We start from the raw sequence: 26,790 nt of genomic DNA on the forward strand, positions 1-26,790 counted from the left end.
TTCTCGGCCCCCTTTGCGGCAGCCTTCGCAGCCCCCCTCGCGCCCCCTTTCGCCGGTGCTTTCGCAGCCGGTTTGCGCCGCGCGCCGGCGGCACGCGAAGATGCCGGCGCCCCGGCATCCGCCTCGTCGCCCGCTTCCTCGCCCGCATCGGCTGCCCGCGCACTGCCGCCCTTCAGGCTGCGTTTCAGCAATTCGGTCAGGTCGACCACGTTGGACGCCGCGCGCCCCGTCTGCGCGGGCCGGTCCTCGATCTCCTCGATCCGGCCCGCGCGCACCTTGCGTTCGACCAGGTCGAGGATGTCGTCGCGAAACGTGTCGTGATACTCGTCCGGCGTCCACGAACCCGACATGTCGTCGATCAGCTTCTTCGCCATCGCGAGTTCGCGCGCACTGACGCCCGCGCGCTTCGCGTCGCCGGCCGGCACCGACAGTTCGTCGAGCGGGCGCAGCTCCTCCTGCCAGCGCAGCGTGTCGAGCGCGAGCAGCGGCCCGACCGGGATCAGCGCGCCGAGATGCTGACGGTCGCGCATCACGACATGCGCGATGCCGATCTTGCCGCTGTCCTTCAGCGCATCGCGCAGCAGCGCGTAGACCTTTTCGCCCTTGCGGTCCGGCACGAGGTAATACGGCGTGTCGAGATACAGGAACGACACCGCGCCTTCGTCGACGAACGTGACGATGTCGACCGTCTGCGTCGATTCGGGGTTCGCCGCGCGGATCTCGTCGTCGGTCAGCACGACATAACGTTCCTTCTCGTACTCGTAGCCGCGCACGATGTCCTCGCGCGTGACTTCCCTGCCGGTGCGCTTGTTGATCTGCCGGTAGCCGACCGGGTCCATCGAGCGCCTGTCGAGCAGGCGGAACGACGGCTTCACGGTACGCGTGGCCGGGAACAGCTGCACGGGCACATGAACGAGCCCGAAGCTGATCGCGCCTTTCCAGATCATCCGTGCCATCGAGGTCCTCCTTGCGGCGTGTGTGGTCCGGCGAACGTCACGGCCTGCGGCAGCGGCTGCGCCGCACGATGCTGACGTGGCCGTTGCGCTCCAGGATCGCCGCGTCGACGTCGGACAGGTCGGTCGCACCGAGCGCCTGCCGCACGCTTTCGCGGATGTCGGTCGGCGTGAGCAGCGCGGCGCGCATCTGCGCGTCGTCGAAGCGGCCGTTGCGATACACCTCGCGCTCGACGCCCACCAGCAGCCGCTCGAGCCGGCGCGAGCGCACGCAGGCCCAGCCGATCGCGCGATGCAGCAGCGCGATCGCGAACGACGCCGCGACGGTCGCCACGAACGGCGACGCACCGACCACCGCGCGGCTCAGGATCGCGCCGAGCAGGATCCCGACCACGTAGTCGAACGGCGAACGCTGGCCGAACGCGCGCCGCCCCGCGATGCGGATCAGCACGAGCGCGACCAGGGACACGACGATCGCGCGCAGCGCCATCTGCCCGGGGCCGAGCATCCGGCCCTGTCCGAACAGCGCGACGACGATGTCCATGATCGCGCGGCGCTAGGCCGGCAACTCGGCGGCCTGCTGCTCGCGCGCCCACACGCGATGGCGGCCGAGGTGGTCGGACAGCGTATTCAGGATCGCGTCGAGATCGACGGCCTGCCCGACGCACACGCCTTCGGCCGGGTCCGGCAGATGCGCGGCGCTCAGCAGTTGCCGACCCGACCCGACGGCCGCGATCGGCTTCAGGTGCTTGAACGCCTCGCGCACGAAATGCCGCGCGTCGGCGCTGTGCGCGAGGTCGCGGCCATCGCCGTCGCCGCCGCACACGAACACCGCGTCGAACATCACCGACGGCATGCCGGCCAGCGTCGCCTGCGGCACGATGCTGCCGATCGGCGCGAGCGTCGGCGCGACGATCGTCGGCACCGCATGCGCGGCCTGCAGCGCGTCGCGCACCTGCTCGACGAGCGCCTGGCTCGCACCCGGCGTCGCGATCAGCGCAATCTTGCGCGAGCGGATGCCGGGCTTCGAGCGGCCGATCAGGCTCAGCGCGGGCGAGCGCTGCGCGACGGCAGGCGTCGCGCCCGCGTGCGGTGCGGGCAGCCCGAGCCGTTCGGCGACCTGCGCGGCCAGCCCCGCGTCGAAGCGCGCGATGATGTCGTTGACCACCCGCTCACGAATCCGCGGCTGCGTCACCTTGCCCAGCTCGAAGCAGTACGCGTCGCGGATATGCCGTTGCTCGATCTCCGTCATGCTCTGGTAGAACAGCGCGGCCTGCGAGAAATGATCGGCGAACGATTCGCTTCGCACGCGTACCTTCTCGCCTTCGAGCGGCTCGTGCACGGTCTCGAAGCCGCCGCCCGACGGCGCCGGCGGGGTCTCGCGCGGCCAGCCGCCGCTCGTCGAATTCGGTTCGTAGGACGCCTGCCCGACGTTGATCGTCTGCCGGTGCATCGCATCGCGCTGGTTGTTCGCGAACGGGCACACCGGCCGGTTGATCGGGATCTCGTGGAAGTTCGGGCCGCCGAGCCGGCTCAGCTGCGTATCGGTGTACGAGAACAGGCGCCCCTGCAACAACGGGTCGTTCGTGAAATCGATGCCCGGCACCACATGGCCCGGGTGAAACGCGACCTGCTCGGTTTCCGCGAAGAAGTTGTCGGGATTGCGGTTCAGCGTCATCCGGCCGATCGGCCGCACCGGCACGCGCTCTTCCGGCACGAGCTTGGTCGGGTCGAGCAGGTCGAAGTCGAACTGGCCCGCATCGGCCGGATCGATCATCTGCACGCCGAGCTCGAACTCCGGGTAGTCGCCGCGCTCGATCGCCATCCACAGGTCACGCCGGTTGAAATCCGGATCGTGGCCGGCAATCCGCTGCGCCTCGTCCCACAGCAGCGAATACGCGCCGCTCACGGGCCGCCAGTGGAATTTCACGAAGCGCTCGGCGCCGTCCGCGTTCACGAAGCGGAACGTATGCACGCCGAAGCCGTCCATCGCGCGAAAGCTCGCGGGCAACGCGCGGTCCGACATCAGCCACAGCACCATGTGGGTGGCCTCCGGCACCAGCGACACGAAATCCCAGAACGTGTCGTGCGCGGACGCGCCGGTCGGCATCTCGTTCGGTGCCTCGGGCTTCACCGCATGCACGAAGTCGGGAAACTTGATCGCGTCCTGGATGAAGAACACCGGCATGTTGTTGCCGACGAGGTCGTAGTTGCCCTCTTCCGTATAGAACTTCACCGCGAAACCGCGTACGTCGCGCACCGTGTCCGCCGAACCGCGCGGGCCCTGCACCGTCGAGAAGCGCACGTACACCGGCGTTTCGGCGGCCGGGTCCTGCAGGAACGCGGCCTTCGTGAAGTCGGCCATCGGTTCGTAGACGCGGAACACGCCATGCGCGGCCGAGCCGCGCGCGTGCACCACGCGCTCCGGAATGCGCTCGTGATCGAAGTGCGTGATCTTCTCGCGCATGATGAAGTCTTCGAGCAGCGACGGGCCGCGCGTACCGCCGCGCAGCGTGTTCTGGTTGTCGGCGATCCGCACGCCCTGGTTGGTGCGCAACGCTTCGTGGTCGGGCCGCGAACGGTGTTCGTCGAGCTGGCGCGACTTCGCGCTGTCGGTCGACTGCGCGGGCGCGGTCTTGCCGGCTGATGTGGAACGGGTCATCGAAAGATCCTCGTGGCATTCGGGTGGGCAGCCGCCACGCAAACCGCCGCGCCGCGGCGCGGGCATGCGGACGGCAGCGAAAACCGGTACGACGGGCGCGATCGCGCCCGCGATGCCGGCTGTGAAATCAGGGCGCGGCCAGCGCCGCGTCGAATTCGGCGCGTGTCACGTCGAGCGTCACGCTGCATTCGATCGCGGCATCCTCGACGCGCGGCTTGCGTTCGTCCACCGCGCGCCGCGCGCGGTCGCACAACCGCGTGCGCACGCGCAGCCGGTCGGCCGCGTCGAGCAATGCATAGCGATCGACGACGTCGGGATCGAACCGCAGGTCGACCGCGCAACGCCATTCGCGCGCGTCCTCGTCGGACGGCACACGCACCCACGACACCTGGATCGTCAGGCCGCCGGATGCGTCGTCCGCATGCACGACGACGGTCGACTGCGACGGAAAGCCGATCGCGAGCGCGTGTTCGAGTTCGGCCACGCGCTGCGACCGGTCGGGCGCGGCACTCATCGTCGCACGACGCCCAGCAGCAGCGTGACCAGGAAGATCACGACGAAGATGTAGAACAGGATCTTCGCGATCTCGGCCGCGCCGGCCGCGATGCCGCCGAAGCCGAACACGGCGGCGACGAGCGCGATGATGAAGAAGATGATGGCGTATCGAAGCATGGAACCCTCCTGGATGACAGCGGTCGTCACCAAACGTCGTCGTCGGTCACGCATCGTGCTTGTGTTTCGGTTTGCCGCGCACGGGCGTGGCAGCCATTTTCTCGAGCTCTTTCTCGCTCATCGACTCGGCCATCGACTTCGCCGGCGGTTTGAGATCCTTCATCTTCGTTTCACCGCGCTTGGCCGACAGCGCCGCGCCTGCGGCACGCTGCTGCGCCTGGGATTTTGCTGGCATGGTTGCACTCCTGTCGTGGATGGATGCGCGGGCCGACACGACGGGCGGCGCCGCGCGCGGTTGAAGATCGGTTCGGCGGGCAAGCCGTCACGTCACGCGGCATCGCGACGCCGCAGGTCGGCCGCGGGAATCTTCATCGCCTGCCGATACTTCGTCACCGTACGACGCGCAAGAAGAATGCCGCGGCCCGCGAGGTTCTCCGTGAGCGCGACGTCGGACAGCGGCTCGGTTTGCCGCTCGGCCGCGATCATGTCGCGGATCAGCACCTTCGCCGCCGACGCCGAGCACACGCCCTTGCCGGCCGCCTCGAGCTTGCGCGGGAAGAAATGCTTGAACTCGAACGTGCCGTGCGGCGTGGCCATGTACTTGTTGCCCGTCGCGCGCGACACCGTCGATTCATGCAGGTCGAGCGCTTCCGCGATGTCGCGCAGCACGAGCGGCTTCATCGCGATCTCGCCGTAACGAAAGAAATCGCGTTGCCGCTCGACGATGCATTCGCCCACGCGCTGGATGGTGTCGAAGCGCTTCTGCACGTTGCGTATCAGCCAGCGCGCTTCCTGCAGCTGCTGGCCGAGCGGCGAATCGCGCTCGCCGCTCGACTGCGCGAACAGCGTCGCGTAGCGCTCGTGCAGGCGCGCGCGCGGCAGCACGGCCGGATTGATCGTCACGATCCATTCGTCGCGTACCTGGCGCACGATCACGTCGGGCACCACGTAGTCGCCGCGCGTGCTGCCGTAGTGATTGCCGGGGCGCGGGTCGAGCCCGCGCACCAGCGCGCAGGCGGCGTGCATCGTCTGCGCGTTGCAGCCGAGACGCCGCTGGATCTCCGCCGTCTCGCGGCGGGCGAGCCGTTCGAGATGCTCGTGCGCGATCGCCTTCGCTTCCGCGAGCGCCGGCGTGCCGGCCGGAATCGCGTCGAGCTGCAGCATCAGGCATTCGGACAGCGAACGCGCCGCGATGCCCGGGCGGTCGAGCATCTGCACGAGCCGCAGCGCGATCGCGAGATCCTGCTCCGACAGCAGCAGCGCCGGATCGGCCGCGGCCCGCAGCTCGGCGAGCTCCTGGCGCAGATAACCGTCGTCGTCGAGCGCGTCGATCACGATGCGCGCGGCCTCGCGATCGTGCCTGTTCAACGGATACAGCCTGAGCGCGTCGTGCAGCTGCTGATGCAGCGACGGTTCGGCGGCGATCCATTCGCCCGGCGACAGGCCGTCTGCATCGTCGCCCTGGCGGTTCGTGCCGCGCGGCGCGGGTGCCGCCGTCAGCGGCACCTCGCCGTCGGGCGGCCGGACATCCTCGGGCTCGGGCGCCGCTTCGGGCGCGGCCGCTTCCGCCGGCTGCTCCGGCGCGCCGTCGGCGGCTTCCTCGTCGCCCGGGCCGTCTTCGAGAAACGGGTTCATGTCGAGCGCCTGCCGCAATTCCTGTTGAAATTCGAGCGAGGACAACTGCAGCAGCCGCAGCGACTGCTGAAGCCTCGGCGTAAGTGCCAGATGCTGTCGCATCTGCAACGCAAGCGAGACGGGCATCGAAAGCCTCCTGATTGTTCGGTTCGCGGTAGGTCGTCTACACGACTTACGCAGCTTTCGTGCCAATCTGGCGAAGCGCGTCGCCTCGCGGTTCTCGCGGGTTCGCACCCCGCTTCGTCGCTGGCCCGGGCCGCTTTTTTACAAGCCTGCGGCAAGTTTGGGGCACGCAATTCGCTCGTCCGGAAGGGCATCCGGATGTGCCCCGAACGCCCTCGCCTGCCTGCCGCGCGTGATGCGCGGAAAACGCCCGATCAGTACTGCATCGGCGGCGGCGTGCCCGGCAACGGCCGGTCGCCCTGCGCACCGTTCGGCCCCGGCGGCGGCACGTCGGCCGGTTCGCCGCCGGCCGCGCCCTGCGGCATCATGTTGCCCGGCGACGGACGCGTGTCGTAGCGCGTATTCGCGTCCGGCATCGTCGTGGTCGACTGCGCGCCGCGGCCATCCGGCGGTGCGGGCGGCGCCCCGCGCGCCCCGTAGGGGCCGTTCGTCGGTTGCGTGCAGGCAGCGAGCGCGCACGCGGCGGCGAACGCAAGGGCGCCCGCGCGTATCGTCTGGATCGTGTTCATCGAATACCTCCGTCGGATCGATGGCTCAGAGCCGGTTGAAATGGAAATCGCCGGCATAGGCGGTCGGCGTGCGGCGCGCCATCATCGTGTCGAATTCGGCCGCGACGCGCGCGAGCGTGCCGCGCTGCCGGTCGATGCCGGCCCGCTCGAGCGCGGCGAATGCGTCGGCGTCGAACGACACCGACAGCGACGCCGGATGGCCGTCGACGCGAAAGCCGATATGCAATGCACCGGCCGGGCGCTCCTCGATGTGGAACGGCATCGCGCGCGTTTCGAAATGGCGGCCGAGCGTCTCGGCGATCTCGCGCAGCACGCCGGGTTTCACGCGGACGCTCATCGCCGTGCCTCCGCATGCAGTCGCGTTATCCCGCCGACCGACGGCGCATGCACGGGAGGCTGCCGCGACGGCGGTTCGCGCTCGGGCGGCGCGGTCCCGGGCGGGTCGCCCGCCGGTTGCCGGTACGGTTCGGGCAGGTCGGGCGGCAAACCGCCGGGATCGGGGTCGTCGGGATCCGGCTCGAGGTCGGGAAACGGCGGGATGGGCCGCTGCAGCCATTGCGCGGGATCGTGTTTCATCGGCATTCCATCGGGGCGGGTTCGGATCGGCATCGTGTGCGGCGGTCGTGACTGGATACGGAAGTCCCGCAATGCGCATGCCGTCCGGTCGCGACGCCCGCATGCGGGCGCCGGCGCGAACACGCGCGGCCCCATGCGACGCGTCGTGCCTTCGCTACACCGTTCGCTGCAAATCTTTCAAGCACCTCGTTATACGTCGTACGCGGCCATCACGAGCCACAGCTCGCGGCCGTTGTCCTTCACGCATGCCGCCAGCGCATACGAATCGGACGGCTCGCACGCGCGCTGCAGCGCGAAACGCGCCGGTTCGGTCGAACCGAACGTCTCGTCGCCCAGCGGCCGCACGTCGGCCTTGCCTTCGAACATCCGGCGCTCGGGCCGGTAGATCAGCGGTTCGTGTTTCCATTCGTTGAAATGGCTCTTCACCGAATCGAATCCGCCGCCGCATACGTTGATCTCATAACGCACGCCTGGTCGTCGTTTCGGAATCGTCATCGTGCCTCCGCTCGAAATGCGCACGGCAGGCACCGGTCGGGCTGCGCGTCGTCATCGCAGTCGATACGGCAAGTCGTGTGCCGCGTCCGCGAGCCGGGCACGGCCGTTGCGGCAAGCCCGGCTCCTCGTCACCGATACGGAGCCACGCGATGAAGGATTCGACCCGGCCCGGCCGCGACACGCCGGCCCACGAGCGGCATCCCGACCCGACGCCGCCGCTGAAGCACCAGGACCGCGCGCGCACGCGCCATTCGGAACGCCATATCGACAAGCAGCTCGAGGACACGTTTCCGGCCAGCGACCCGCCGGCGACCGGCGGCGTCACGCGGATCGAACCGGACACGCCGCCCGGCACGCACGACGAAGGGCCGTGGCGGAGCCCGCGCGAACGCGACGACGGCGCGTGACGTACCCGAGCGACCCGCGCGTGCAGGAAGGCACGCGGCTTGCGGACTCCGCCGACGAATTCACCGAACCCACCTGTAAGGAGGAAGTCATGCATCGCGTCAACGAAATCATGTCGCAGGACGTCGTGCGCATCGCGCCGACCGACTCGATCCGTCATGCCGCGCAACTGATGGAGCGCTACGACATCGGCGCGCTGCCCGTGTGCGACAACAACCGGCTGATCGGGATGGTGACGGACCGCGATCTCGCGGTGCGCGCGATCTCGGCCGGCAAGCCGCCGGAAACGCGGATCCACGAGGTCGCATCGGGCCCGATCGAATGGTGCTTCGACGACGATTCGCTCGACGAGATCCAGCACTACATGGCCGACGCGCAGCTGCGCCGCCTGCCCGTCGTCGATCACGACAAGCGGCTGGTCGGCATGCTGTCGCTCGCGGACATCGCGACGCGCTCGGCCGGCCCGGAGCGCGACGACGTCGCGAACACGCTGGAAGGCGTGTCGCAACCGAAGCAGACGTGACGGCGCGATCCTCGCGCCGCACGCTACCCGCGCGACCCGCAGGGCCCGCCCCGGGCACCGTCGCGCCCCACGCAGACTGGAGGAAACCATGCAGACTTCCGATCAAGGTCAGACCCGCATCATCGGCAAGGGCGCCGCAACGGCGGCCGGCCCCGGCCCCGACGTGATGGCGGCCGATACGCTGGAAGGCGACAAGGTCTATACGACCGACGGCGACGATGTCGGCAAGATCAAGGACATCATGCTCGACGTGCGCTCGGGCCGCGTCGCCTATGCGGTGCTGTCGAGCGGCGGCATCCTCGGCATCGGCGACAAGCTGCACGCCATTCCGTGGAGCGCGCTCACGCTCGACACCGAACGCAAATGCTTCCTGCTGTCGGTGTCGTCCGAGCGCATCCGCAACGCGCCGGGGTTCGACAAGGACCACTGGCCGGCGATGGCCGATCCGCAATGGGCCGAGCCGCTGCACGAGTTCTACGGCAGCGCGCCGTACTGGAGCGCCGGCGACGAACTCGGGCTGACCGACCCGACCGAGGAACTGAACGATCCGCGCGCGCGCGACCGTCACTGATCGCACGACGATGCGGCGCCGGTTCGCCGGCGCATCCGCTTTCTACACGCCCCGCTCGCGCGGGGCGTCTTTTTTGCAAGCGGGGACGGCGCGGGGTGAAGTGCATTGCGTGCGCTAGGTGCGCTATGCGCTTTATGTGCGCAACGGCGCCGCGTCGATCGCGATGGAAAATACGCGCGATGCCGGGCGGCGGCCGGATCGTCGCCGGGGTCGGGTTGCATCGCGTTTCTCCTTTCCCGCTCGCGGGAAACCTGTCGCCGCACAAGCCGCGCCCCCTCCCGACTGCATGCGGCATGCCGGTTGCTGCGTCGTTCGCATCGTCCACACGGAGTGCTTCATGCGCGCGATGCAGTTTCTGCCATCCGGTTTGCTCGGTTTGCTTGCCTCGGCGCGGGCGACGGCCCGGTCGCCACGTTGTTCCGCGCAACAACGTCATGCCGCCGCTCCGACCTGTACATGGGGCGTCTCATGACCCACAAACCGCCGCCCGCTCCCGCCTCGCCGCCCGCCGCCACCGACGACGACGACGACGACGCGCCGACGACGCTCGGCGCGTGCCGCCGCTGCGCGCTGTGGGAACACGCGACGCAGCCGGTGCCCGGTGCGGGACCGCGCGACGCGTCGATCATGCTGGTCGGCGAGCAGCCGGGCGACCAGGAAGACCGCGCCGGCGTGCCGTTCGTCGGCGCGGCCGGCCGCCTGCTCGACCGCGCGCTCGACGAAGCCGGGGTCGAACGCACGCACGTCTACCTGACCAATGCGGTCAAGCACTTCAAATGGGAACCGCGCGGCAAGCGGCGCCTGCACAAGACGCCCGCGCAACGCGAAGTGGCCGCGTGCCGCTACTGGCTCGAACGCGAACTCGATGCGGTGCGCCCGCGCGTGGTCGTCGCACTCGGCGCCACGGCGCTGCGCGCGGTGCTGCAGGACAACGACGCGACGCTCGAGCGCACGCGCGCACCGGTGCGGACCGCCGGCGGGCAACTCGTCGTCGCGACCTTTCACCCGTCGTACGTGCTGCGCACGCGCGGCGCCGATTCGCGCGAGCACGCGTACCGGACACTCGTCGACGCGCTGCGTACCGCGTCGGACCTCGCGCACGACACACGCCGCGGCGGCGGGCGCGATTCGCACGGCAACGCCGGATGAGTGCGCCGGACGAAGGGGCGCCGCCGGCGGCCAATGCCGCGACCGCCGGCGCCACGGCGAAACCCTGGTACAAGCGCCTCGGCCCCGGCCTGCTCGCCGGCGCATCCGACGCCGATCCGAGCAACATCGCGGTCTACGCGCAGGCCGGCAGCCAGTTCGGCTTCAACATGCTGTGGATGATCGTCGTCGCACTGCCGATGATGGTCGCCGTGCAGCTCGCGGCGGCCTTCGTCGGACGCCGCAACCGCGAAGGCCTGGTCGCCGGCATTCGCACGCACTTCTCCGATCGTCTCGCCAAGACGCTGATCGTGATGGTCGTGATCGTCAACATTGCGAACGTCGGCGCCGACCTCGCGGCGATGGGCGACGCGACGGCGCTCGTCGCCGGCGGCCGCAGCTACTGGTATGCACCGCTCTACGGGATCGCGTCGCTCGTGCTGCAGGTCACGCTGTCGTACGAACGCTACGCGCGCTGGCTGAAATGGATGACGCTCGGGCTGATCGCGTACGTGCTCGAACTCGGCTTCGTTCATGTCGACTGGCGCGGCGTGCTGCATGCGCTCGCGCTGCCGCAGATCGCGCTCACGCATGCGTATGCGACGACCGCCGTCGCGGTGCTCGGCACGACGCTGAGCCCCTACCTGTTCGTGTGGCAGGCGGCACTCGAAGTCGAGGAAACCACTACCGAGCAACAACACGCGACGCCGTCTGCCCGTGGCGAGACCGAACGGCGCGTCACGTTCGACACGTGGGCCGGGATGATCGTCACCAATGCGGTGTCGTTCTGCATCATGGTGATCGGTGCGGCCGTGTTCTTCGCGCACGGCAGGCACGATATCGGCACCACGGCGCAAGCTGCCGAGGCGTTGCGGCCGATCGCCGGCGAAGCCGCGTTCGTCGTGTTCGCGTTCGGCATCGTCGGCTGCGGGCTGCTTGCGATTCCGGCGTTCGCGGGCAGCGCCGCGTACGGCTGCGCGGAAGCGTGGCGATTCCGCGAAGGGCTGAACGAACCGGTGAGACGCGCACCCGCGTTTTACGCGGTGCTGGCGCTGTGCGTCATCATCGGCATCGCGATCTGCATCGGCCCGATCGACCCGATCAAGGCGCTGTACTGGAGCGCCGTGCTCAACGGCATCGCGGCGGTGCCGATGCTCGTGCTCGTGATGCTGCTGGCGCGGCAGCGCGAGGCCGCCGGGCAGCCTGGTAGCGGAACGGTGTCGATGGTATTCGGCTGGCTCGCGGTGGGCCTGATGGCGGCGTCGGTGGTCACGATGATCGTCGACCTGCTGACCTGAGCCTCACGAGACGGTTGCGTCGGCAACCGGTGAAACATCACGCGGACAACCAGGCAGCCGCGCGAACGGCTGCCCGCTCATGTCGAGCGTCACATCATCTTGCCGCGCGAGCGTTCGGCGCGCGCCGCCTCCGCCGCCGATTCGACCTTCTTCACTTCCTCCGGCGGCGGCAGCACGGCCTTGAAGCCCATCGAGTCGATCCACATCTCGCGCGCCCAGCCGCGCGTGTGATACAGGTGGTGATCCTCGTCGGCCTCGACCTCGTCGTGCGCGTCCTTCAATATCTTCGCCGCATCGCCCGACAACTGGTCGGCCGCGTAGCCGATCAGCTCCCAGTTCAGGTGGTCCTTGGTCTCGGCGAGCACCACGCATTCCGCCGCAACGACCTGCGCGACGGCCGGATCGGCCTGCTTCCGCGCCTGCTCGATCACGTGCACCAGCGCCTTGCCGGTGGCCGCAACCGCGCTGCGTCCGGGCGACTGCGCATCGGGGTCCATGCCTAACGTCTCGAACACCTTGCGCAGCACTTCCTGGTGATGCAGCGTCTCGCGGTGGTACTTCTCCCATTCCTTGTGCAGATCGCCGTCGGTCGCGCACTGCAGCGCGGCCTCGTAGAGCTTCGCGCCGCCAAGCTCGGTTTCGTATGCCTGACAGAGCAATTCGCGGATGCCTTCGTGTTTCGGTTGCCGATGGGCCATGACTGCCTCTCCGAAAAAACGGGCCGCGCGCGGCCCGGGGATGAACGGGCACGCGTTATCGCGCGCCCACCTTGCGTTCGAGCGCCTGCGCCATGCTCAGGTGATGCCTGAGCGTCGGCAGCGTGGCGCTCGCGAATTCGCGCAGTTGCGGGTCGCTGCCGTCGCGCGCCTCGCCTTCGAACAGCGCGACGGCCTTGCGATGCGCGTCGGGGCCGACCGCCGCGACATACGCGACGTCGAAGTCACGGCCGCTCTTGCCGCGCAGCGCCTCGACGTCGGGGTCCGAAATCTGTTCGACCTGCGGCTTCATGCCCTTGCGCGCGGCGATCGCGGTGAGCCGCGCGTTCGCCTTGCCGTGGTCGTTCACCATCTGCTTCGCGAAGGCGCGCACGTCGGGCGACTGCGCCTGCTTCAGCGCGAGCTGGCTGGCCTGCACCTCGGCCTTGCCGGCGATCGCTGCCTTGTCGATGAATTCCGCGTCACCGCCTTGCGGCGCCTTCGCGATCCGCGCGTCGCCCGCGCCCGACGATGGATTGATCACGCCGCCCGGTACATGCGAATTCGATGCGGGCGGCTCGCTCGGCGCCTGCGCGCCGGCGAGCCCCGATACGGCGAACACACCCGCGGCAAGCACCGCGATCGTCCATTTCGGATGTCTCATCATCTGCCTTCTCCTTTTCTTGCGTGGATGCGGCCGTCAGCCGCCGACGATCGAGCCGCCGTTCGGGTGCAGCGTCTGCCCGGTCATGTAGCTCGCGCCGTCCGACGCGAGCAGCACATAGCAGCCGATCAGCTCGTCCGGCTGCCCCGGCCGCTTGAGCGGCACGTTCGAGCCGAACTTCGCGACCTGCTCGGCGGTGAACGTCGACGGGATCAGCGGCGTCCAGATCGGCCCCGGCGCGACCGCGTTCACGCGAATGTCGCGTTCGGCCAGCTCCATCGACAGCGAACGCGTGAACGCGACGATCGCGCCCTTGGTCGACGAGTAGTCGGGCAGCCTCGGGTTGCCGTGATAGGCCGTCACCGACGCCGTGTTGACGATCCGCCCGCCGTGCTTCATGTGCGGCAGCGCCGCCTGCGTGCAGAAAAACACCCCGTACACGTTCGTGCGGAACGTGCGTTCGAGCTGTTCCTCGGTCACGTCCTCGATGCCCGGCTGCGGATGCTGCTCGCCCGCGTTGTTCACGAGCACGTCGAGCCGGCCGAGCCGTTCGACCGTGCGCGCCACCGCATCCTGTGCCTGCCGGCGGTCGCCCACGTCGCACGCGATCGCCTCGCAGCGACGGCCGGCCTGCTCGATCAGCTGCTTCGTCCGCGCGGCATCGTCCGATTCCTTCAGGTAGACGATCGCGACGTCCGCGCCTTCCTTCGCGAAACCGACCGCGACCGCGCGCCCGATTCCGCTGTCGCCGCCCGTCACGAGCGCGACCTTGCCGGCGAGCTTGCCGCTTCCGACGTAATCGGCCGCGTCGCCGCGCGGCTTCGGATGCATGTCGCGTTCGGTGCCTGGCTGATGCGTCTGATGCTGGGGCGGCGGCGTCTGTGCGGTAGTCATCGGTTCCTCCTTGAACGGGTGCCGTTCGTGCTGCGCAAACGGCATGCCGCTGCCGCCCCGCCGGCTGACGGCGGCGCCGCCGCGTTTTCGCGGCAGGCATTGCAACGCGTGTGCAGGAAAGCGCGGGGTCAGCGAGGGGCGCCCGACGCGGGTTCGTCCGGCCGGCGCACCGGGTCGAAATCGCGCCATTCGCCGTCCTGCCAGTCGCCCTCGACGCGCTCGATCGAACGTGCGCCGGTCGCGCGCAGGACGGCTTCGGCCGCGCTCGCCGTGTCGGGCGTCACGCGCGCGGCGAGAATCACGCCCGTTTCGCTCTGCGCGAGCGTGCCCTTGCCTTCGGCCGGCTCGCCGCGCATCCTGCCGAGCGCGCCGCCGAATGCGCCGAGATAGGCACCGGCCAGCGCGCCGGCGGCCGGTACGAACCAGTAGCGCACGCCGATCGCGTAGACGACGAGCCCCGCGACGGCGCCGATCAGCAGCCCGCGAAACGCACCGATCATCGCGCCGCGGCCGCCCGGCTTCGCCGCCGTATCGGCATATACGTCGCCACCGATCGGAAAGCGCGCATGCTGGCCACCCGGATTCAGAAAGAAGATCGACACGTCGTCCGGACCGAACGCGCGCTCGTAAAGGTGGCGCGCCCCACCTTCCGCTTCATCGAACGTCGTGAAGCGGCCTGCGACGATCATTGCCATGCTCGTCCTCCTCGTGACGGATCGCGTGCCGCGCGCGGCGACACGCGCGACGCGGCCTCGCCTACATCAGCCGCCCGAGTTCCTTCGAGACCGATGCCGGCGTGGCGTACTCGCGGTCGGGAATCCGGCGCAGCATGTCGAGCACGGCGGCGTCCGCGTGCGAGCGTTCCGCGCACTGGACGACCGCCTCCTTGCTCGCCGGGTAGTCCATGCCCTTCAGCGCCTTCTGCACGTCGACCGGGCTCGGCGGCTTGCCGTGGCCGGTCTGGTGCCCGCCCTTGTCGTGGTCCTGCTGCGCGCGCTCGCCTTCGTGCGCGCGGGCGCGGCTGAGTTCGTGGCCCGTGTGTTGTCGGGATGTCATCGAAACCTCCTTGATCGAGTGAACGGAAACGGCATCACGCGGACCCGCGGCGCGCACGCGCGAGCGCGGCGAACACGAGCGCCGCCGCGCCGAGCGCGACCGCGCCGGCCATCTTCGGCCGCTGCACCACCGTGTTGTAGGCACAGCTGCGCAGCACGGGGCCGTCCATCCCTTCACGCTCGTGCAGCGCATGACGCGAGTCGTACAGCGCGTTGTCGTCGCGCGGGCGCGCGGGCCGCACCGTGCGCTGGCCGCGCGAAAACAGCGTGGCCGCGACGCGATCGAACAGGCGCGGCGCGTGGTACGCGCTCGCCGACGTGAATTTCGCGGCACCGCCGACGAACAGCGTGCGGCGCGGATGGGCGGCCGCGAACAGGATCGCGTCGGCCACGAGGTCGGGGTCGTAGATCGGCGGCGGCAGCCTCGGCTCGACGTTCATGTAGTTCTTCGCGTGCATCACGAACATCGTGTCGATCGCGGCCGGCTTGATCAGCGTGACCGACACCGGCAGGTGGTCCGATTCCATCTCGAGCCGCAGCGAATCGGTGAAGCCCTTCACCGCGTGCTTCGACGCGACGTACGCGCTTTGCAGCGGCACCGGCGCATCGGATGCCTCGCTGCCCATGTTGACGATCGCGCCGCCGTGGAAATCGCTCTTGCGGCGGAAGTGGTCCGCCGCGACGAGCGAACCATGCACGACGCCCCAGTAGTTGGTCTCGAACAGACGGCGCTGATCCTCGAGCGGCACGGCGGCCGCCGTGCCGAAGATCGACACGCCCGCGTTGTTGACCCAGGTGTCGAAACCGCCGTAAGTGTCGACCGCCTTCGCGGCCGCGCGCTGCAGGTCCTCGAGGTTCGCGACGTCGCCGGCGACCGGCACCGCGAGGCCGCCGTGCTGCCTGATTTCCTCGCACAACGTATTCAGCGCGCCCTCGTTGCGCGCGAACAGCACGAGCTTCGCGCCGCGCCGTGCCGCCTTGCGCGCGGTGACGAGGCCGATGCCGCTCGTCGCGCCGGTGATCACGATCGTCTGCTCGCCGACCGGTTTGAGCATGCAGTTCATGACGAACTCCTGTTGCGGCAACGCCGTTACTTGGCCCGGATGGTCAGCTGGTCGTGCACGTCCTGCACGCCGTCCACCTGCTTCACGACGCCGACGGCCTGCGTGCGCTGCTGTTCGTCGGGCACGCTGCCGGTCAGCATCACGATGCCGTGCCGCGTCTTCACGTGGATGTCGCCGGACGACAGGCCGCTCGTGCCGACGAGCTCGGCCTTCACCTTGGTCGTGATCGTCGCGTCGCGGATCTTCCTGCCGGTCGTCGAATGCGACGACGTGGATGACGATGACGACATGGATGACGACGCGGCGCTGTCGTCGCCGGCGGCGAACACGTTCGGCGCGATCGACGCGCAGGCGGCGGCCGAGACGATCGCGATCGCCATGCCGACACGCTGGGCGCGATGGCGACGGATTCGCAGGGAACGGGCTGGGAGCGGGAATACCTTCATCGTGACCTCCTTTCGTCGAGCCGGCACGGCCGGCGGGCGGACACGACGGGCGCAAGCCGCGTGCCGCGGCCGCATCGCCGGTTGCAGGCGGCAATCGCCGGCCGGACGCGCTTTCGTCCAATGCGTTGTAATTTTTTCGACATGGCGGCTGGCGGTTTCCCCCGCAGCGTCGCGGGTATGCCGCTTGCCGACAGGCACCCACGGCGGCCCGTGTGCGCGGGCCGGACCTCGGAGCATCGCCCGGCGAGGAAGCGCGTCGATCAGTGAACACGTATCGCGGTTGCGGGAAGCCGGCGGTGTGGACGCGGGCGGTCAGACAATGCCAGAGGATTCAAGTCGCGGACGTCGCAAAGCAATCATTGGAGCGCGACGTCGACCACGATGCCTTGGCGTACTCGCGCACCGCAACGGAAACATTCAATGAAGGACTACGATATAAAACTCGGGTTCGTCGACGGCAACGCCATCTTTCCCGGTTCATGTCCGTGCGAGAGGCACGTGACTGCCGGCCACGACGTACCATCGGTCGAATACTTCCACACGGGTCATGAAGGACAACATCGCACGTCCGTTCAATGCGCCGAATGTCGAGCCGATGCGCCCACCCGCCGGACAATCGCCATGACGGCAGCGTGAATCCGCCGGCACCCTCAACGTCAACGTCGAGTAACCGCGGCCAGTGCGTCAGCCGTCGCGCTTCGTCGCATGCGCGATCTTGTGCACCAGTTCGCGCACGTCGACCGGCTTGCACAGATAGCCGTCGAACCCGGCCTCCAGCGCACGGCGCTGGTCGGCGAGGCCGGCATGCGCGGTGACCGCGAGTACGCACAGGTCGGGCGGCCCGCTGTCGCCGTTCATCGCCCCGTGCCGCAACGCATCGAGCAGCCAGAAGCCGTCGCCGTCGGGCATCGCGAGATCGGACAGCACGACGGTCGGCCGCAAGTCGGCGGCGACCGCGAGCGCCTCGCGGCCCGACGACGCGATCGCGACCGACGCGCCGAACGTGGTCAGCGCGGCCGTGAGGCTCGCCCGCGTCGTCGCATCGTCGTCGACGATCAGGATTCGCTGCGCATCGAGCACAAGCGGCTCGCGCTGCCCGCCCGCCTGCGCGAGCCCCCACGCCATCGCGCCGACCGGCTGCCAGCCGGCCGGCAGCGTCACCGTGAAGGTCGTGCCGCGATTGCGGCCCGCGCTCACGACGGTCACGCCGCCGCCATGCAATTCGGCGATATGCCGCACGATGGACAGGCCGAGACCGAGGCCGCGTCGCGACGATGCAGGCGAATCGTCCGCGCGGCGAAACATGTCGAAGATGTACGGCAGGAATTCCTGCGCGACACCCTGCCCCGTATCGGTCACGGTCAGGATCACCTGCGCGTTGTCGCGCGCGAGCCCGACCGTCACGTTGCCGCCGTCCGGCGTGAACTTCAGCGCGTTCGAAATGAGGTTCGACAACATCTGCCGCAACCGCTCGGCGTCACCCGACACGATGCACGACGAGGTCTCGCAATCGAATTCGAGCGCGATGCCGGCCAATGACGCGGCCGTCCGGAACGCGCCGACCGAATCGGAGAACAGCCGCACGATGTCGACCGGCGTCGCGTCGAGGCGCAGCTTGCCGGTCGCGAGCGACGATGCATCGAGAATGTCGCCGACCATCCGCGTGAGCGAACGCGCGCTGCGGTCGATGGCATCGATCGCCTGGTTCTGCAGCGCCTGGTCGCCGGAATTGCGCAGCACCTCGACCCAGCCATAGATCACGTTCAGCGGTGTGCGCAACTCGTGCGATACCGTCGCCAGCAGCTCGTCCTTCAGCCGGTTCGACGTATCGGCCTGGTCGCGTGCGTCGCGCGCGCCCCGCAACGAGCGCTGCGCGCGGAGGTCGCGCCGGCGCTGCGCACCGGTTTCGCGCAGCGTCAGCGACAGCGCGACGCATTCGCGTGCCTCGCCGCGTACCGGGCACGCCGACATGGTCGCGCGAAAACGCCGGCCGTCGCGCCGCACGCACAGCAGTTCGAGCGGCCCGACCGGATCGCGCATCGCGTCGAAGGATTCCGCCAGCGGATTGCGCCGCAACCAGCGCATGGCGATCAGCGTGTCGAACATGCGGCCGCGCGCGTCGGCCTCGTCGTAACCGAAGATTCGCTGCGCGGCCGGATTCCAGCTGGCAATGCGGCCGTTCGCGTCGATGCCGACGATTGCGTCCGGCGATGCGTCGACCACCGCACGTTGCAAGCGCGACGCGTCGATGCGTGCGCGATCCGCGCCGGCATCGCGGAGCAGCAGCACCGCGCCGTCGAGGTTGCCGTCCAGATCGCCGAGCGGCGCGGCAACCTCGACGATCGGCACCGGATCGCCGGTGCCGCCACGCTGCAGCCAGTGCCGGTCGGACACCGCGTCCGCGCCGTCGAGCGCGCGATCGAGCGGCGTCGTCTGCACGCGGCGGCCTTCACGATCGACGATCCGCAGCACGTCGCGCACCGGCCGCCCCGCCGCGTCGCCAGGCCGGCAGCCGGCGAGTTCGGCCGCCGCCGCGTTGATATAGGTCAGCCGCCCTTTCGTGTCGACCGCGATCACGCCGTGCGGCAGCGCACTCAGCACGGCTTCGAGCTGCCGGCGTACAGCCGCCTCGCGTCGGCTCGCGCGATCGTTCGTGATCCGTGTCTGTCGCAACATCGACGCGATCGCGCAAACGAGCGCACCGATCAGGATGAAGGTGCCGAGCTGCACCAGCCGCTCGGGCAGCGGCGCCGGATAGGCGGCCGGATCGGACAGGAACAGGGTCCACACGAGCAGCCCGCTGACGACGGTCGACACGATCCCGAACACGAACGACGTCGCCCACGCGGCGCCTGCGAGCAGCGGGTAGTACAGCACGAACGGCAGGTTCACGCCGCCGAAGCGGATCGCGAGCACCTGCAGCACGGTCGCGATCGCGACCAGCATCGCGGCCGTCGCGTAGTTTCCGGCCTGCGGCCGGGGACGATCGGTCATCGGACACGCTCCTGCGGGGCCGGCCGACGGCCGCGGCCCCGGACACCGCCGACAGGCACGACGCGCGACGGCCGGCCGGAACCGGCCGCGCAGCCGCCCACCACGGGATGATTCACGCGACGGCCGCGCCGGCACGCGGGCGCGTCTCGCCGCATCCCGGCGATGCCGTCGTCAGGTGCGCACGCGTGATGCGGAAACGGGAGCATGAGTGTGATCGCGACGGCATCAGGAGTCCGGCTTTTCCGTTTCGTCTTCCAGTTGCGCGAGCCGGTTGTAGATCGTTTTCAGGCTGACGTCGAGCACTTCGGCCGCCTGCGCCTTCACGCCGCCGCACTGCGCGATCGTGCCGAGGATCAGCTTGCGGTCGACTTCCTCGAGCGGCGTGCCGAACGGCACCGTCACGCGATCCTCGTGCGAATCGACCATGCTGGACAGTTCCTCCATGATCGGAGGCGGCAGCGAGTCGATCACGTCGGCGTCGGTAAAGATGCTCGCGCGCTGCACGAAGTTGCGCAGTTCGCGTACATTGCCGGGCCATTCGTAGGTCTTCAGCGCCTCGCGCGCGGCCGGCGCAAAGCGCAGGTTGCGGCCGCTTTCCTCGTTGTAGTGCTGCAGGAACGCATCGGCGAGCATCGGGATGTCGTCGCCGCGCTCGCGCAGCGACGGCAGCGGAATCGGAAACACGTTGATCCGGTGAAACAGGTCGGGCCGCAGCTTGCCGTCGGCCATCGCGGCTTCCGGATCGCGGTTCGTCGCGGCGACGATGCGCACGTCGACGTCGATCTCGCGCGTCGAGCCGAGCCGCGTGAGGCGCCCCGTCTCGAGCACGCGCAGCAGCTTCACCTGCGATTCGAGCGGCATCTCGGTGATCTCGTCGAGAAACAGCGTGCCGCCGTCCGCGCGTTCGAAGAAGCCCTTGTGCTGGCGCTCCGCGCCGGTAAAGCTGCCGCGGTCGTGGCCGAACATCTCGCTCTCGACGAGGTTCGCGGCGATCGCACCGCAGTTCACCGCGAGGAACGGGCCGCGGCGGCGCAGGCTCAGGTCGTGCACGGTCTGCGCGGCAAGCTCCTTGCCGGTGCCCGATTCGCCGGTTAGCAACACCGACGCTTCGGTGCGTGCGACGCGCCCGATCGCATCGTAGACGGCCTGCATCGCGGGCGAGCTGCCGAGCATGCGGCCGAATCGGCCGAGGCGCTGCAGTTCCGAGCGCAGCTCCGCGATTTCCTCGTGCAGCGCGGTCGTGCGCGGCACGCGCGCGAAGATGCTGTTCAGCCGCTGCATGTTCAGCGGCTTCACCAGATAGTCGGTCGCGCCGCGCCGCAATGCGTCGATCGCGGTTTCGAGGCTCGCATGGCCGGTGGTCAGCACCATCTCGCAATGCGCGCGCTTGGGCAACGCATCGAACAGGTCCATCCCGTTGCCGTCGGGCAATACGAGATCGCACAGCACGAGATCGGGGGTATGCGTCGACACGAGCGCGCGTGCTTCCTCCAGCGTCGCGGCGGTATCGCAGGCGAGTTGCTGCGTGCGCGCGAGCGTCGCCAGCATCGTGCGCGTATCGGCATCGTCTTCGACGATCAGGACGTAGGGCATCGAGGCTCCTCGTGATGCGAGCCGGTACAAGTGTCGACCGGACATCGCGACAGATGTGCAGCGCATCGCACGCCGCCAGGCACGAGGCAATGCATTCCACGCTGCAGCGAATGAACTGGCAGGCGATGCTGCCATGAAGAAGGAATCGCTTAGCAGTATAGAAGAGCGACGTCGTGCATCGGCCCGTCATCGAATAAATCTATCCGCCCGCATGGCAGGCATTGCGAGATTCAATGCGGCCGCGACGACATAACACGTATGCTTTGCGCATGAATAACGGCGCATAACGTGTCGTTTTTTCATGTGCCTGGGTCATAGTCGGTCAAATCTTCCCCATTCGATATCACGTCATGTCGAAATCCGTCGATGACGGCAAGCGTCTGTCGGGACGCTCGCGTTCGATCCAGACCCTGTTGATGAAGGTGTCGCGCGTGGCCGCGACGCGCATCAGCGTATTGATCGTCGGAGAAAGCGGCGCGGGCAAGGACATCGTCGCGCGGCTGTTGCACGATTTGAGCCCGCGCCGGCGCGGGCCATTCGTCCCCGTGAACTGCGGCGCGATTCCGCCCGATATCGCGGAGTCGCAGTTGTTCGGGCACGAGAAAGGCAGCTTCACCGGCGCGATCGCCCAGCATGTCGGCATGTTCGAAGCCGCTCGCGGCGGCACGCTGTTTCTCGACGAAATCGCCGAGATGCCGGCCGAACTGCAGGTCAAGCTGCTGCGCACGCTCGAATCGAACACGATCATCCGCGTCGGCGGTCACGAGCCGATTCCGCTCGACGTGCGCATCGTCGCGGCCACCCATCACGATCCCGTCGAGGCCGTGCGCAGCGGCCGGCTGCGCGAGGACCTGTTCTACCGGATCGCGCCGGTCGCGCTGCACGTGCCCGCGCTCAGGCAGCGCGAGAACGACGTCGACGACATCGCGCTGCAGATCGTCGAGCGGCTGAATGCGCGGCACCGCACGCGCAAGCGGCTGTCGATGCAGGCGATGAAGGCCCTGCGCGCGTATTCGTGGCCCGGCAACGTGCGCGAGCTGCGCAATGCGCTCGAGCGCGCGTTCATCCTCGCCGACGAGCAGATCGACCTGCAGTTGCCGCGCCGGCTGCAGCCGCGCGACGACGTGCGCCACAACGCGATGACGCTGCATTTCGGCACGACGCTCGCGCATACGCAGCAGCGGTTCATCGTCGCGTCGCTGCGGCATTTCAACGGCGACAAGCCGCGCACCGCGAAAGCGCTCGGCATCAGCCTGAAGACGCTATACAACCGTCTCGCGCTGCTGCCCGAGCATGAACGCAATGCGGTGAACGGCGGCGCCGCGACGAACGCCGCCGGTTCCGCGAATGCGACCGGCGCGACCGACACGACCAGCCCGTCGAACGCGGCGCCCCCGTAAACGCGGCCCGTCACGCTGAACGTCGTCGCCCAGTGCGCGACCCGGCCGCGCGTGAACCGATCAATTCCGAAACGCGCACCCGCGCCGGGCCGTGCGGGCCGTCGGCATGCGCACGCTGCCCGCAGCCTCCATCGCGGCCGCACCGTTTCATGCGCGGCCGGTCAGTGATGCGACTTGCTCTCGCGCTCGCGTTCGACGGTGCCGGGTTCGGGATCGCGCACGGCCGGCAGCCTCCATCGCGGCCACACCGTTTCGTGCACGGCCGGTCAATGATGCGGCTTGCTCTCGCGGTCGCGGTCGCGTTCGACGGCGCCCGGTTCGGGATCGCGCGCGGCCGGCAGCGTCGGCGTGACGGTCCGCTGGTCGGGATGCAGCACCATGCCCGTATCGTGTTCGCCGTCGCGGTGCACGCGCACGCGATTCTCGACGTCGCGCACGCCCAAGCAGCCGTCGGCCAGATCCTCGATGTCGTGCTTCATCCAGCGTGACGGCACGGTGCCGTCCAGCACGACGCAGCCGTCCTGCACCTGCACGGTGACGTCGCTCACGTCGATGTCGAGCGCATGCGCAAGCCGCTCGCACACGTCCTCGCGGATGCGCTCGTCCGAACGCGTATAGCCTTTCGGCCCGCGACGATGGCGCAGTGCGTCGCGTTCGGCGTCGACGCCGTACCGCGACGGGTCGGGCGCGTAGCCGCCGTAGCGCGGCGGGTCTCGCGGGTCGCCGCGATCGTGCTCGCCGCCGTACCGGCCCATCCGGAAATGACCGCGGAATTCCGGGCGGTCGCCGCCATACGGGCCTTCACTGCCCTCCGCACGGCGGCCCGGTTCGCGGTAGCCGCGTTCGGCGTCCCATGCGGGCGAGCGCGCACCGCCCTGCCAGTCCGGGTCGGACATGCGGCGCCGCTGGTCCACCGGCCGCGCGGCGCGCTCGGTCCATTCGCTGCCCCAGTCTTCCGCGCCGACGCTCTCGCTCGCCGAGCGACGGCGGGGCGATTCATGGTCTTCCTCCGGCCATCGTGCCGGGTCGTCCGGGAGGCCGCGCTCGCCGTGCCGTCCGGGATATCGTCGTTGCATCGTGTCTCTCCTTGTTCGCGCCTGCGCCGCGCACGGCCCCATGCCGGGTCGCGACACGGCGCATGCCGGCCGGCTCGAACGCAAGCCGCGTGCCGATATCGTTGCCGTCGCACGACACATGCGCCGCGCCGTCGATCCGCTGCCGGGCGCGCGAATCTGCAATGCGATTGCAGTTTTTGCGTGCCGGGCGTCATGGCGCGCCGCCGGCGCCCCGATCGTCCGGATCGTCCGGGGCCGCGGATTCTTCGTCGCGATCCGGCCCGCTCAGCCGCTCGGTGCGGTCGGGCTCGATATCGGCACCTTCTACGAATGTCGAATCGCCGTCCGCCGATGCGCGCTCGCCGGTGCCCGCGCGGTCCGTATCGCTGTCGAGCGACGCATCGCCGCGTTCGAGTGCGTGCTCGTCGAGCGGCGAATCGATGTCGAACGGATGGCGCCGCGCGCCGGCCGTGTCGCTGCCGCTGTCGGACGAGTCGCTCGGTCCCAGCGCGCGGCCGTCGCGGCCGCGGCTGGCGTTGTCGTCGTCCGGGCCGGCCGGTTCGTTGTCGGGGTTCAACGTGCTGTTCATGTCGTCCTCCTTGCCCGCGTGCCGCTGCATGCCGCTACGGGTGGCCGGGCGGCCGCGGCACGGCACGGCACGCGGACGGGTAGCGCATGCAATCGGCATGCCGCATCGCGCGCCCGGAACGGATGCCCTCGCCGGGATCGCGGACGGCACGGACGATGCGCACCACCCATTGATCAGCCGAATTGAGTTCCCTTATGCTTCCCGGGGTGCCAATCCGATCGACATGGCCGCCGCCGGCCCGCCCGGCGGCGGCCGGGCAGCGTTTGCCTGCCCCTCTTCGACCTGCCACACGATGAAGAAAGACGACGACTCTCCTCGCTCCCATCCGCCGCCCGGCTTACCCGACGCGCGCGACCTGGTGCATCGCTTCGCCGAGTTCCGTTTCCAGACGGTCGTCGGCTCGATTACCGACTACGCGGTGTTCATGCTCGATCCGCACGGCAATGTCGCGACGTGGAATGCGGGTGCCGAGCGCATCAAGGGCTATCGCGCGGCCGAGATCGTCGGCCATCACTTCTCGCGCTTCTATCCGCCCGATGCGATCGCGGCCGGCCGGCCGTCGCACGGGCTCGACGAGGCGGCCGCGCGGGGCCACTTCGTGGATGAAGGCTGGCGCGTGCGCAAGGACGGCTCGCAGTTCTGGGCGAGCGTGACGATCGCCCCCGTGCACGATCACGAGAACCAGCTGTGCGGTTTCATCAAGATCACGCGGGACATGACCGAGCGCAAGCGGCTCGAGGAACTCGAAGCGTCCACGCACCGGCTCAGCGTGTTCATCGCGATGCTCGCGCACGAGTTGCGCAACCATCTCTCGCCGCTGCGCCATTCGGTCGGCGTGCTGCAGAGCCTGCCCGATCCGGCGCCCGTGCTCGCGCAATGCCGCGACGCCGTGCATCGCCAGGTCGGACAACTGACACGGCTCGTCGACGATCTGCTCGACGTCGGCCGCATCACGGCCGGCAAGGTCGAGCTGAACGATCGCCCCGTCGCCGTGCGCGACATCGTGTGCCGCGGCGTCGAAAGCATCCAGCCGAAGCTGGCCGCGCGCGGGCAGCACATCCACGTCGACCTGCCGACCGATCCCGTGCTGCTGCACGGCGACGATGCACGGCTCGTCCAGGTGCTGCACAACCTGCTCGACAACGCGACGAAGTTCTCGCCGCACGGCGGGCGGATCGACGTGGGCGCACGGGTGGAAGGGCCGGTGGTCGCCATCCGCATCACCGATCACGGCGTCGGCATCGCGCACGGCGCGCTCGAAACGATCTTCGACCTGTTCGAGCAGCGCGGCGCGTCAGGCGGCCCGCCGACCGGCGGCTTCGGGCTCGGGCTGGCGATCTGCCGGACGTTCGTCGAGCTGCACGGCGGACGGATTTCCGCGGAAAGCGGCGGCCCCGGGCACGGCGCGACGTTCACGGTGCGGCTGCCGATCGCACGGACGGGACGTGCGGAGCAGGCCGGCGCGCGCGAGCCGGCGGCGCACGCGCCATCGGACACCACGCCGCTGCGCATCGTGATCGTCGACGACAACCGCGACTCGGCCGACACGCTCGCCGTGCTGCTCAAGGTGAAGGGGCATGCGCCGCGCGTCGCGTACAACGCAGGCGATGCGCTGGCGCTCGCCCGCGACTACGCGCCGCAACTGATGATCCTCGACCTGACGATGCCCGACGTCGACGGCTTCACGCTGCTGCACGAACTGCGCACGATCGACGCGCTGCGCGACACGACCTGCGTCGCGCTGTCCGGCCACGCGCGCGCGTCCGACCTCGCACGCACCGAACGCGCGGGCTTCGACGCGCACCTCGTGAAACCCGTCGAGATCAACGTGCTCGACGCACTGCTGCAGCGTGTGGCACGCCGCGTTCGGCGTCCGTCGTAACCGCCCGGGCTCGAGCTGTCGCACGGCACATCACCGCGCACACCGTGGCGCCGCATGGCGTTCAATGCGGCAGCCCGAACGCGGCCTTCAGGCTCGCGACGATCATCTGCATCGCGATCGCCGCGAGGATCATCCCCATCAGGCGCTGGGTCACCGCCGTCACGCGCGGCGAGAGGTAATGGCCGATCAGCGGCGCGGACAGCAACGAAACGGCCAGCAGCACGAGAAACGCGGCGAGCCCGAGCGCGAACGCGAGTTCCTGTCCGGTCGAGAACGCACTGTGCCCAAGCACGATCATCGTCGCGATCGTGCCGGGGCCGACGAGCAGCGGGATCGTCAGCGGATAGATCGCGACGCTCTCGGCCGCCGCCGGGTCGGCGCCTTCGTCCTCGCCCGGCGAATGCTGGCGGCTCGGCGCGCCGTGCAGCATCGACAGCGCGATCAGCAGCACCAGCAGCCCGCCCGCAAGACGGAAATCGTCGATCGTCAGGCCGAATACGTGCAGGATCGCGCCGCCCGCGACGGCCGACACGATGCAGCCGACCGTCACGCCGATCGCGGCCGTCAGCGCGACCTTGCGGCGCACGCCGTCCGCCGCGCCTTCGGTCAGCGACAGGAACACCGGGATGTTCGCGATCGGGTTCATGATCGCGAACAGCGCCGCGAACACCTTGATCGAAAAGGTCAGGTCGAAGGCCACAGGTTCGCTCCCGTCTCACGCGTCGGTTCGTACACCGAATCGCACGCAAATTCCGTTTCGTTTCCGGTGCACGGCGCGCGCCATGCTGCTACGATCGACGCATCGCGTTCACGCACGACGCATCGCGTTCA

The 26,790-nt window shown here is 69.2% G+C and carries 31 protein-coding genes; 8 read left to right on the forward strand and 23 right to left on the reverse strand.

What is annotated here, in order from left to right; genetic code table 11:
* From ku to VK92_RS35050, 11 genes are all read right to left on the reverse strand, one after another.
* A partial coding sequence (gene ku, locus VK92_RS35000) for a non-homologous end joining protein Ku (protein WP_048468226.1) occupies positions 1-956 on the reverse strand: 956 nt, incomplete at its 3' end.
* 37 nt (positions 957-993) lie between these two features.
* The gene (locus tag VK92_RS35005) at positions 994-1,497 is read right to left on the reverse strand and encodes a DUF421 domain-containing protein (protein WP_021161221.1); all 504 of its coding nucleotides are present in this window, start codon (positions 1,495-1,497) and stop codon (positions 994-996) included.
* A gap of 12 nt (positions 1,498-1,509) precedes the next feature.
* Positions 1,510-3,615 (reverse strand): catalase HPII, encoded by a 2,106-nt coding sequence (gene katE / locus VK92_RS35010; RefSeq protein WP_021161222.1) that lies wholly within the window; start codon positions 3,613-3,615, stop codon positions 1,510-1,512.
* A 127-nt stretch (positions 3,616-3,742) separates the two neighbouring features.
* Positions 3,743-4,129 carry a DUF3022 domain-containing protein gene (locus VK92_RS35015; RefSeq protein ID WP_048028564.1) on the reverse strand — a complete coding sequence of 129 codons (387 nt, stop codon included), beginning with the start codon at positions 4,127-4,129 and terminating at the stop codon, positions 3,743-3,745.
* Positions 4,126-4,287, reverse strand: a complete 162-nt coding sequence (locus tag VK92_RS41125) for a DUF1328 domain-containing protein (protein ID WP_021161224.1) — start codon at positions 4,285-4,287, stop codon at positions 4,126-4,128. The genes VK92_RS35015 and VK92_RS41125 overlap by 4 nt, the downstream gene beginning before the upstream one ends.
* Before the next feature lie 46 nt (positions 4,288-4,333).
* The gene (locus VK92_RS35025) at positions 4,334-4,522 is read right to left on the reverse strand and encodes a DUF3008 family protein (protein ID WP_021161225.1); all 189 of its coding nucleotides are present in this window, start codon (positions 4,520-4,522) and stop codon (positions 4,334-4,336) included.
* A gap of 92 nt (positions 4,523-4,614) precedes the next feature.
* On the reverse strand, positions 4,615-6,048 hold the full coding sequence (gene rpoN / locus VK92_RS35030; RefSeq protein WP_048028563.1) for an RNA polymerase factor sigma-54: 1,434 nt from the start codon (positions 6,046-6,048) through the stop codon (positions 4,615-4,617).
* Positions 6,049-6,299: 251 nt separating this feature from the next.
* Positions 6,300-6,614, reverse strand: a complete 315-nt coding sequence (locus VK92_RS35035; RefSeq protein ID WP_021161227.1) for a hypothetical protein — start codon at positions 6,612-6,614, stop codon at positions 6,300-6,302.
* 25 nt (positions 6,615-6,639) lie between these two features.
* A complete protein-coding gene (locus VK92_RS35040) occupies positions 6,640-6,951 on the reverse strand; it encodes a hypothetical protein (protein ID WP_048028562.1) in 312 nt (103 codons plus the stop codon).
* Positions 6,948-7,190, reverse strand: coding sequence for a hypothetical protein (locus VK92_RS35045; RefSeq protein ID WP_042976180.1), 243 nt, complete (start codon positions 7,188-7,190; stop codon positions 6,948-6,950). Before VK92_RS35045 ends, VK92_RS35040 begins: the two co-directional genes overlap by 4 nt.
* 189 nt (positions 7,191-7,379) lie before the next feature.
* The gene (locus VK92_RS35050) at positions 7,380-7,685 is read right to left on the reverse strand and encodes a hypothetical protein (protein ID WP_021161230.1); all 306 of its coding nucleotides are present in this window, start codon (positions 7,683-7,685) and stop codon (positions 7,380-7,382) included.
* A gap of 149 nt (positions 7,686-7,834) precedes the next feature.
* Between VK92_RS35050 and VK92_RS35055 the strand changes: the two genes are divergently transcribed.
* The 5 genes from VK92_RS35055 (at position 7,835) to VK92_RS35075 (ending at position 11,628) form a co-directional block, all read left to right on the forward strand.
* On the forward strand, positions 7,835-8,092 hold the full coding sequence (locus tag VK92_RS35055; RefSeq protein WP_021161231.1) for a hypothetical protein: 258 nt from the start codon (positions 7,835-7,837) through the stop codon (positions 8,090-8,092).
* Between the two features lie 89 nt (positions 8,093-8,181).
* Positions 8,182-8,613 carry a CBS domain-containing protein gene (locus tag VK92_RS35060; protein ID WP_042976181.1) on the forward strand — a complete coding sequence of 144 codons (432 nt, stop codon included), beginning with the start codon at positions 8,182-8,184 and terminating at the stop codon, positions 8,611-8,613.
* A gap of 88 nt (positions 8,614-8,701) precedes the next feature.
* Positions 8,702-9,184, forward strand: coding sequence for a PRC-barrel domain-containing protein (locus VK92_RS35065; RefSeq protein ID WP_048028560.1), 483 nt, complete (start codon positions 8,702-8,704; stop codon positions 9,182-9,184).
* Positions 9,185-9,652: 468 nt separating this feature from the next.
* Positions 9,653-10,333, forward strand: a complete 681-nt coding sequence (locus tag VK92_RS35070; RefSeq protein WP_048028558.1) for a UdgX family uracil-DNA binding protein — start codon at positions 9,653-9,655, stop codon at positions 10,331-10,333.
* The gene (locus tag VK92_RS35075; protein WP_048028556.1) at positions 10,330-11,628 is read left to right on the forward strand and encodes an NRAMP family divalent metal transporter; all 1,299 of its coding nucleotides are present in this window, start codon (positions 10,330-10,332) and stop codon (positions 11,626-11,628) included. Before VK92_RS35070 ends, VK92_RS35075 begins: the two co-directional genes overlap by 4 nt.
* Before the next feature lie 89 nt (positions 11,629-11,717).
* Here VK92_RS35075 and VK92_RS35080 read toward each other — a convergent pair whose 3' ends face one another.
* The 7 genes from VK92_RS35080 to VK92_RS35110 all read right to left on the reverse strand — a co-directional run bounded on the left by VK92_RS35080 (position 11,718) and on the right by VK92_RS35110 (position 16,446).
* Entirely contained in the window at positions 11,718-12,326 is a 609-nt protein-coding gene (locus VK92_RS35080) for a DUF892 family protein (RefSeq protein WP_048028552.1), read from the reverse strand.
* A gap of 55 nt (positions 12,327-12,381) precedes the next feature.
* The gene (locus VK92_RS35085) at positions 12,382-12,987 is read right to left on the reverse strand and encodes a DUF4142 domain-containing protein (protein WP_048028572.1); all 606 of its coding nucleotides are present in this window, start codon (positions 12,985-12,987) and stop codon (positions 12,382-12,384) included.
* A gap of 36 nt (positions 12,988-13,023) precedes the next feature.
* Positions 13,024-13,881 (reverse strand): SDR family oxidoreductase, encoded by an 858-nt coding sequence (locus VK92_RS35090; protein ID WP_048028570.1) that lies wholly within the window; start codon positions 13,879-13,881, stop codon positions 13,024-13,026.
* Between the two features lie 128 nt (positions 13,882-14,009).
* Positions 14,010-14,576, reverse strand: coding sequence for a hypothetical protein (locus VK92_RS35095; protein ID WP_021161239.1), 567 nt, complete (start codon positions 14,574-14,576; stop codon positions 14,010-14,012).
* Between the two features lie 61 nt (positions 14,577-14,637).
* A complete protein-coding gene (locus VK92_RS35100; protein ID WP_048028569.1) occupies positions 14,638-14,937 on the reverse strand; it encodes a DUF2795 domain-containing protein in 300 nt (99 codons plus the stop codon).
* A gap of 34 nt (positions 14,938-14,971) precedes the next feature.
* Positions 14,972-16,000, reverse strand: a complete 1,029-nt coding sequence (locus VK92_RS35105; protein ID WP_021161241.1) for an SDR family oxidoreductase — start codon at positions 15,998-16,000, stop codon at positions 14,972-14,974.
* Between the two features lie 26 nt (positions 16,001-16,026).
* The gene (locus VK92_RS35110; RefSeq protein WP_042976175.1) at positions 16,027-16,446 is read right to left on the reverse strand and encodes a BON domain-containing protein; all 420 of its coding nucleotides are present in this window, start codon (positions 16,444-16,446) and stop codon (positions 16,027-16,029) included.
* Between the two features lie 420 nt (positions 16,447-16,866).
* Here VK92_RS35110 and VK92_RS42225 point away from each other — a divergent pair, with 420 nt between their 5' ends.
* Positions 16,867-17,082, forward strand: a complete 216-nt coding sequence (locus VK92_RS42225; RefSeq protein ID WP_156190777.1) for a hypothetical protein — start codon at positions 16,867-16,869, stop codon at positions 17,080-17,082.
* Between the two features lie 48 nt (positions 17,083-17,130).
* On the opposite strand, the gene VK92_RS35115 is transcribed toward VK92_RS42225, so the two are convergent.
* Positions 17,131-19,440, reverse strand: a complete 2,310-nt coding sequence (locus VK92_RS35115) for a hybrid sensor histidine kinase/response regulator (protein WP_048028550.1) — start codon at positions 19,438-19,440, stop codon at positions 17,131-17,133.
* Positions 19,441-19,665: 225 nt separating this feature from the next.
* Positions 19,666-21,033: a sigma-54-dependent transcriptional regulator gene (locus VK92_RS35120; RefSeq protein WP_048028548.1), complete on the reverse strand. Its 1,368-nt coding sequence runs from the start codon at positions 21,031-21,033 to the stop codon at positions 19,666-19,668.
* Positions 21,034-21,383: 350 nt separating this feature from the next.
* On the opposite strand from VK92_RS35120, the gene VK92_RS35125 reads away from it, so the two are divergent.
* On the forward strand, positions 21,384-22,433 hold the full coding sequence (locus VK92_RS35125; protein WP_048028547.1) for a sigma-54 interaction domain-containing protein: 1,050 nt from the start codon (positions 21,384-21,386) through the stop codon (positions 22,431-22,433).
* 266 nt (positions 22,434-22,699) lie between these two features.
* Here VK92_RS35125 and VK92_RS35130 read toward each other — a convergent pair whose 3' ends face one another.
* Both VK92_RS35130 and VK92_RS35135 read right to left on the reverse strand, forming a co-directional pair.
* A complete protein-coding gene (locus VK92_RS35130) occupies positions 22,700-23,509 on the reverse strand; it encodes a BON domain-containing protein (protein WP_048028546.1) in 810 nt (269 codons plus the stop codon).
* A gap of 190 nt (positions 23,510-23,699) precedes the next feature.
* Positions 23,700-24,077: a hypothetical protein gene (locus VK92_RS35135; protein WP_048028567.1), complete on the reverse strand. Its 378-nt coding sequence runs from the start codon at positions 24,075-24,077 to the stop codon at positions 23,700-23,702.
* A 292-nt stretch (positions 24,078-24,369) separates the two neighbouring features.
* Between VK92_RS35135 and VK92_RS35140 the strand changes: the two genes are divergently transcribed.
* On the forward strand, positions 24,370-25,959 hold the full coding sequence (locus VK92_RS35140; protein ID WP_048028545.1) for a PAS domain-containing hybrid sensor histidine kinase/response regulator: 1,590 nt from the start codon (positions 24,370-24,372) through the stop codon (positions 25,957-25,959).
* Between the two features lie 61 nt (positions 25,960-26,020).
* Here the strand turns inward: VK92_RS35140 and VK92_RS35145 are convergent, their stop codons facing one another.
* The gene (locus VK92_RS35145; RefSeq protein WP_027792504.1) at positions 26,021-26,659 is read right to left on the reverse strand and encodes a MarC family protein; all 639 of its coding nucleotides are present in this window, start codon (positions 26,657-26,659) and stop codon (positions 26,021-26,023) included.
* Between the last annotated feature and the right edge of the window lie 131 nt (positions 26,660-26,790).

It is taken from the genome of Burkholderia sp. LK4 (genome assembly GCF_001043615.1).
Classification (GTDB): domain Bacteria; phylum Pseudomonadota; class Gammaproteobacteria; order Burkholderiales; family Burkholderiaceae; genus Burkholderia; species Burkholderia cepacia.

Bases quoted from the DNA above. Each gene is read 5' to 3' on its own strand.
- VK92_RS41125 (WP_021161224.1), bottom strand. From the start codon at position 4,287: ATGCTTCGATACGCCATCATCTTCTTCATCATCGCGCTCGTCGCCGCC.
- VK92_RS35100 (WP_048028569.1), bottom strand. From the start codon at position 14,937: ATGACATCCCGACAACACACGGGCCACGAACTCAGCCGCGCCCGCGCG.
- VK92_RS35115 (WP_048028550.1), bottom strand. From the start codon at position 19,440: ATGACCGATCGTCCCCGGCCGCAGGCCGGAAACTACGCGACGGCCGCG.
- VK92_RS35090 (WP_048028570.1), bottom strand. From the start codon at position 13,881: ATGACTACCGCACAGACGCCGCCGCCCCAGCATCAGACGCATCAGCCA.
- VK92_RS35120 (WP_048028548.1), bottom strand. From the start codon at position 21,033: ATGCCCTACGTCCTGATCGTCGAAGACGATGCCGATACGCGCACGATG.
- VK92_RS35055 (WP_021161231.1), top strand. From the start codon at position 7,835: ATGAAGGATTCGACCCGGCCCGGCCGCGACACGCCGGCCCACGAGCGG.
- VK92_RS35130 (WP_048028546.1), bottom strand. From the start codon at position 23,509: ATGCAACGACGATATCCCGGACGGCACGGCGAGCGCGGCCTCCCGGAC.
- VK92_RS35085 (WP_048028572.1), bottom strand. From the start codon at position 12,987: ATGAGACATCCGAAATGGACGATCGCGGTGCTTGCCGCGGGTGTGTTC.
- VK92_RS35035 (WP_021161227.1), bottom strand. From the start codon at position 6,614: ATGAACACGATCCAGACGATACGCGCGGGCGCCCTTGCGTTCGCCGCC.
- katE (WP_021161222.1), bottom strand. From the start codon at position 3,615: ATGACCCGTTCCACATCAGCCGGCAAGACCGCGCCCGCGCAGTCGACC.
- VK92_RS35060 (WP_042976181.1), top strand. From the start codon at position 8,182: ATGCATCGCGTCAACGAAATCATGTCGCAGGACGTCGTGCGCATCGCG.
- VK92_RS35105 (WP_021161241.1), bottom strand. From the start codon at position 16,000: ATGAACTGCATGCTCAAACCGGTCGGCGAGCAGACGATCGTGATCACC.
- VK92_RS35075 (WP_048028556.1), top strand. From the start codon at position 10,330: ATGAGTGCGCCGGACGAAGGGGCGCCGCCGGCGGCCAATGCCGCGACC.
- VK92_RS35050 (WP_021161230.1), bottom strand. From the start codon at position 7,685: ATGACGATTCCGAAACGACGACCAGGCGTGCGTTATGAGATCAACGTA.
- VK92_RS35005 (WP_021161221.1), bottom strand. From the start codon at position 1,497: ATGGACATCGTCGTCGCGCTGTTCGGACAGGGCCGGATGCTCGGCCCC.
- rpoN (WP_048028563.1), bottom strand. From the start codon at position 6,048: ATGCCCGTCTCGCTTGCGTTGCAGATGCGACAGCATCTGGCACTTACG.
- VK92_RS35080 (WP_048028552.1), bottom strand. From the start codon at position 12,326: ATGGCCCATCGGCAACCGAAACACGAAGGCATCCGCGAATTGCTCTGT.
- VK92_RS35135 (WP_048028567.1), bottom strand. From the start codon at position 24,077: ATGAACAGCACGTTGAACCCCGACAACGAACCGGCCGGCCCGGACGAC.
- VK92_RS35045 (WP_042976180.1), bottom strand. From the start codon at position 7,190: ATGAAACACGATCCCGCGCAATGGCTGCAGCGGCCCATCCCGCCGTTT.
- VK92_RS35065 (WP_048028560.1), top strand. From the start codon at position 8,702: ATGCAGACTTCCGATCAAGGTCAGACCCGCATCATCGGCAAGGGCGCC.
- VK92_RS35025 (WP_021161225.1), bottom strand. From the start codon at position 4,522: ATGCCAGCAAAATCCCAGGCGCAGCAGCGTGCCGCAGGCGCGGCGCTG.
- VK92_RS35040 (WP_048028562.1), bottom strand. From the start codon at position 6,951: ATGAGCGTCCGCGTGAAACCCGGCGTGCTGCGCGAGATCGCCGAGACG.
- VK92_RS35125 (WP_048028547.1), top strand. From the start codon at position 21,384: ATGTCGAAATCCGTCGATGACGGCAAGCGTCTGTCGGGACGCTCGCGT.
- VK92_RS42225 (WP_156190777.1), top strand. From the start codon at position 16,867: ATGAAGGACTACGATATAAAACTCGGGTTCGTCGACGGCAACGCCATC.
- VK92_RS35095 (WP_021161239.1), bottom strand. From the start codon at position 14,576: ATGGCAATGATCGTCGCAGGCCGCTTCACGACGTTCGATGAAGCGGAA.
- VK92_RS35015 (WP_048028564.1), bottom strand. From the start codon at position 4,129: ATGAGTGCCGCGCCCGACCGGTCGCAGCGCGTGGCCGAACTCGAACAC.
- VK92_RS35140 (WP_048028545.1), top strand. From the start codon at position 24,370: ATGAAGAAAGACGACGACTCTCCTCGCTCCCATCCGCCGCCCGGCTTA.
- VK92_RS35110 (WP_042976175.1), bottom strand. From the start codon at position 16,446: ATGAAGGTATTCCCGCTCCCAGCCCGTTCCCTGCGAATCCGTCGCCAT.
- VK92_RS35070 (WP_048028558.1), top strand. From the start codon at position 9,653: ATGACCCACAAACCGCCGCCCGCTCCCGCCTCGCCGCCCGCCGCCACC.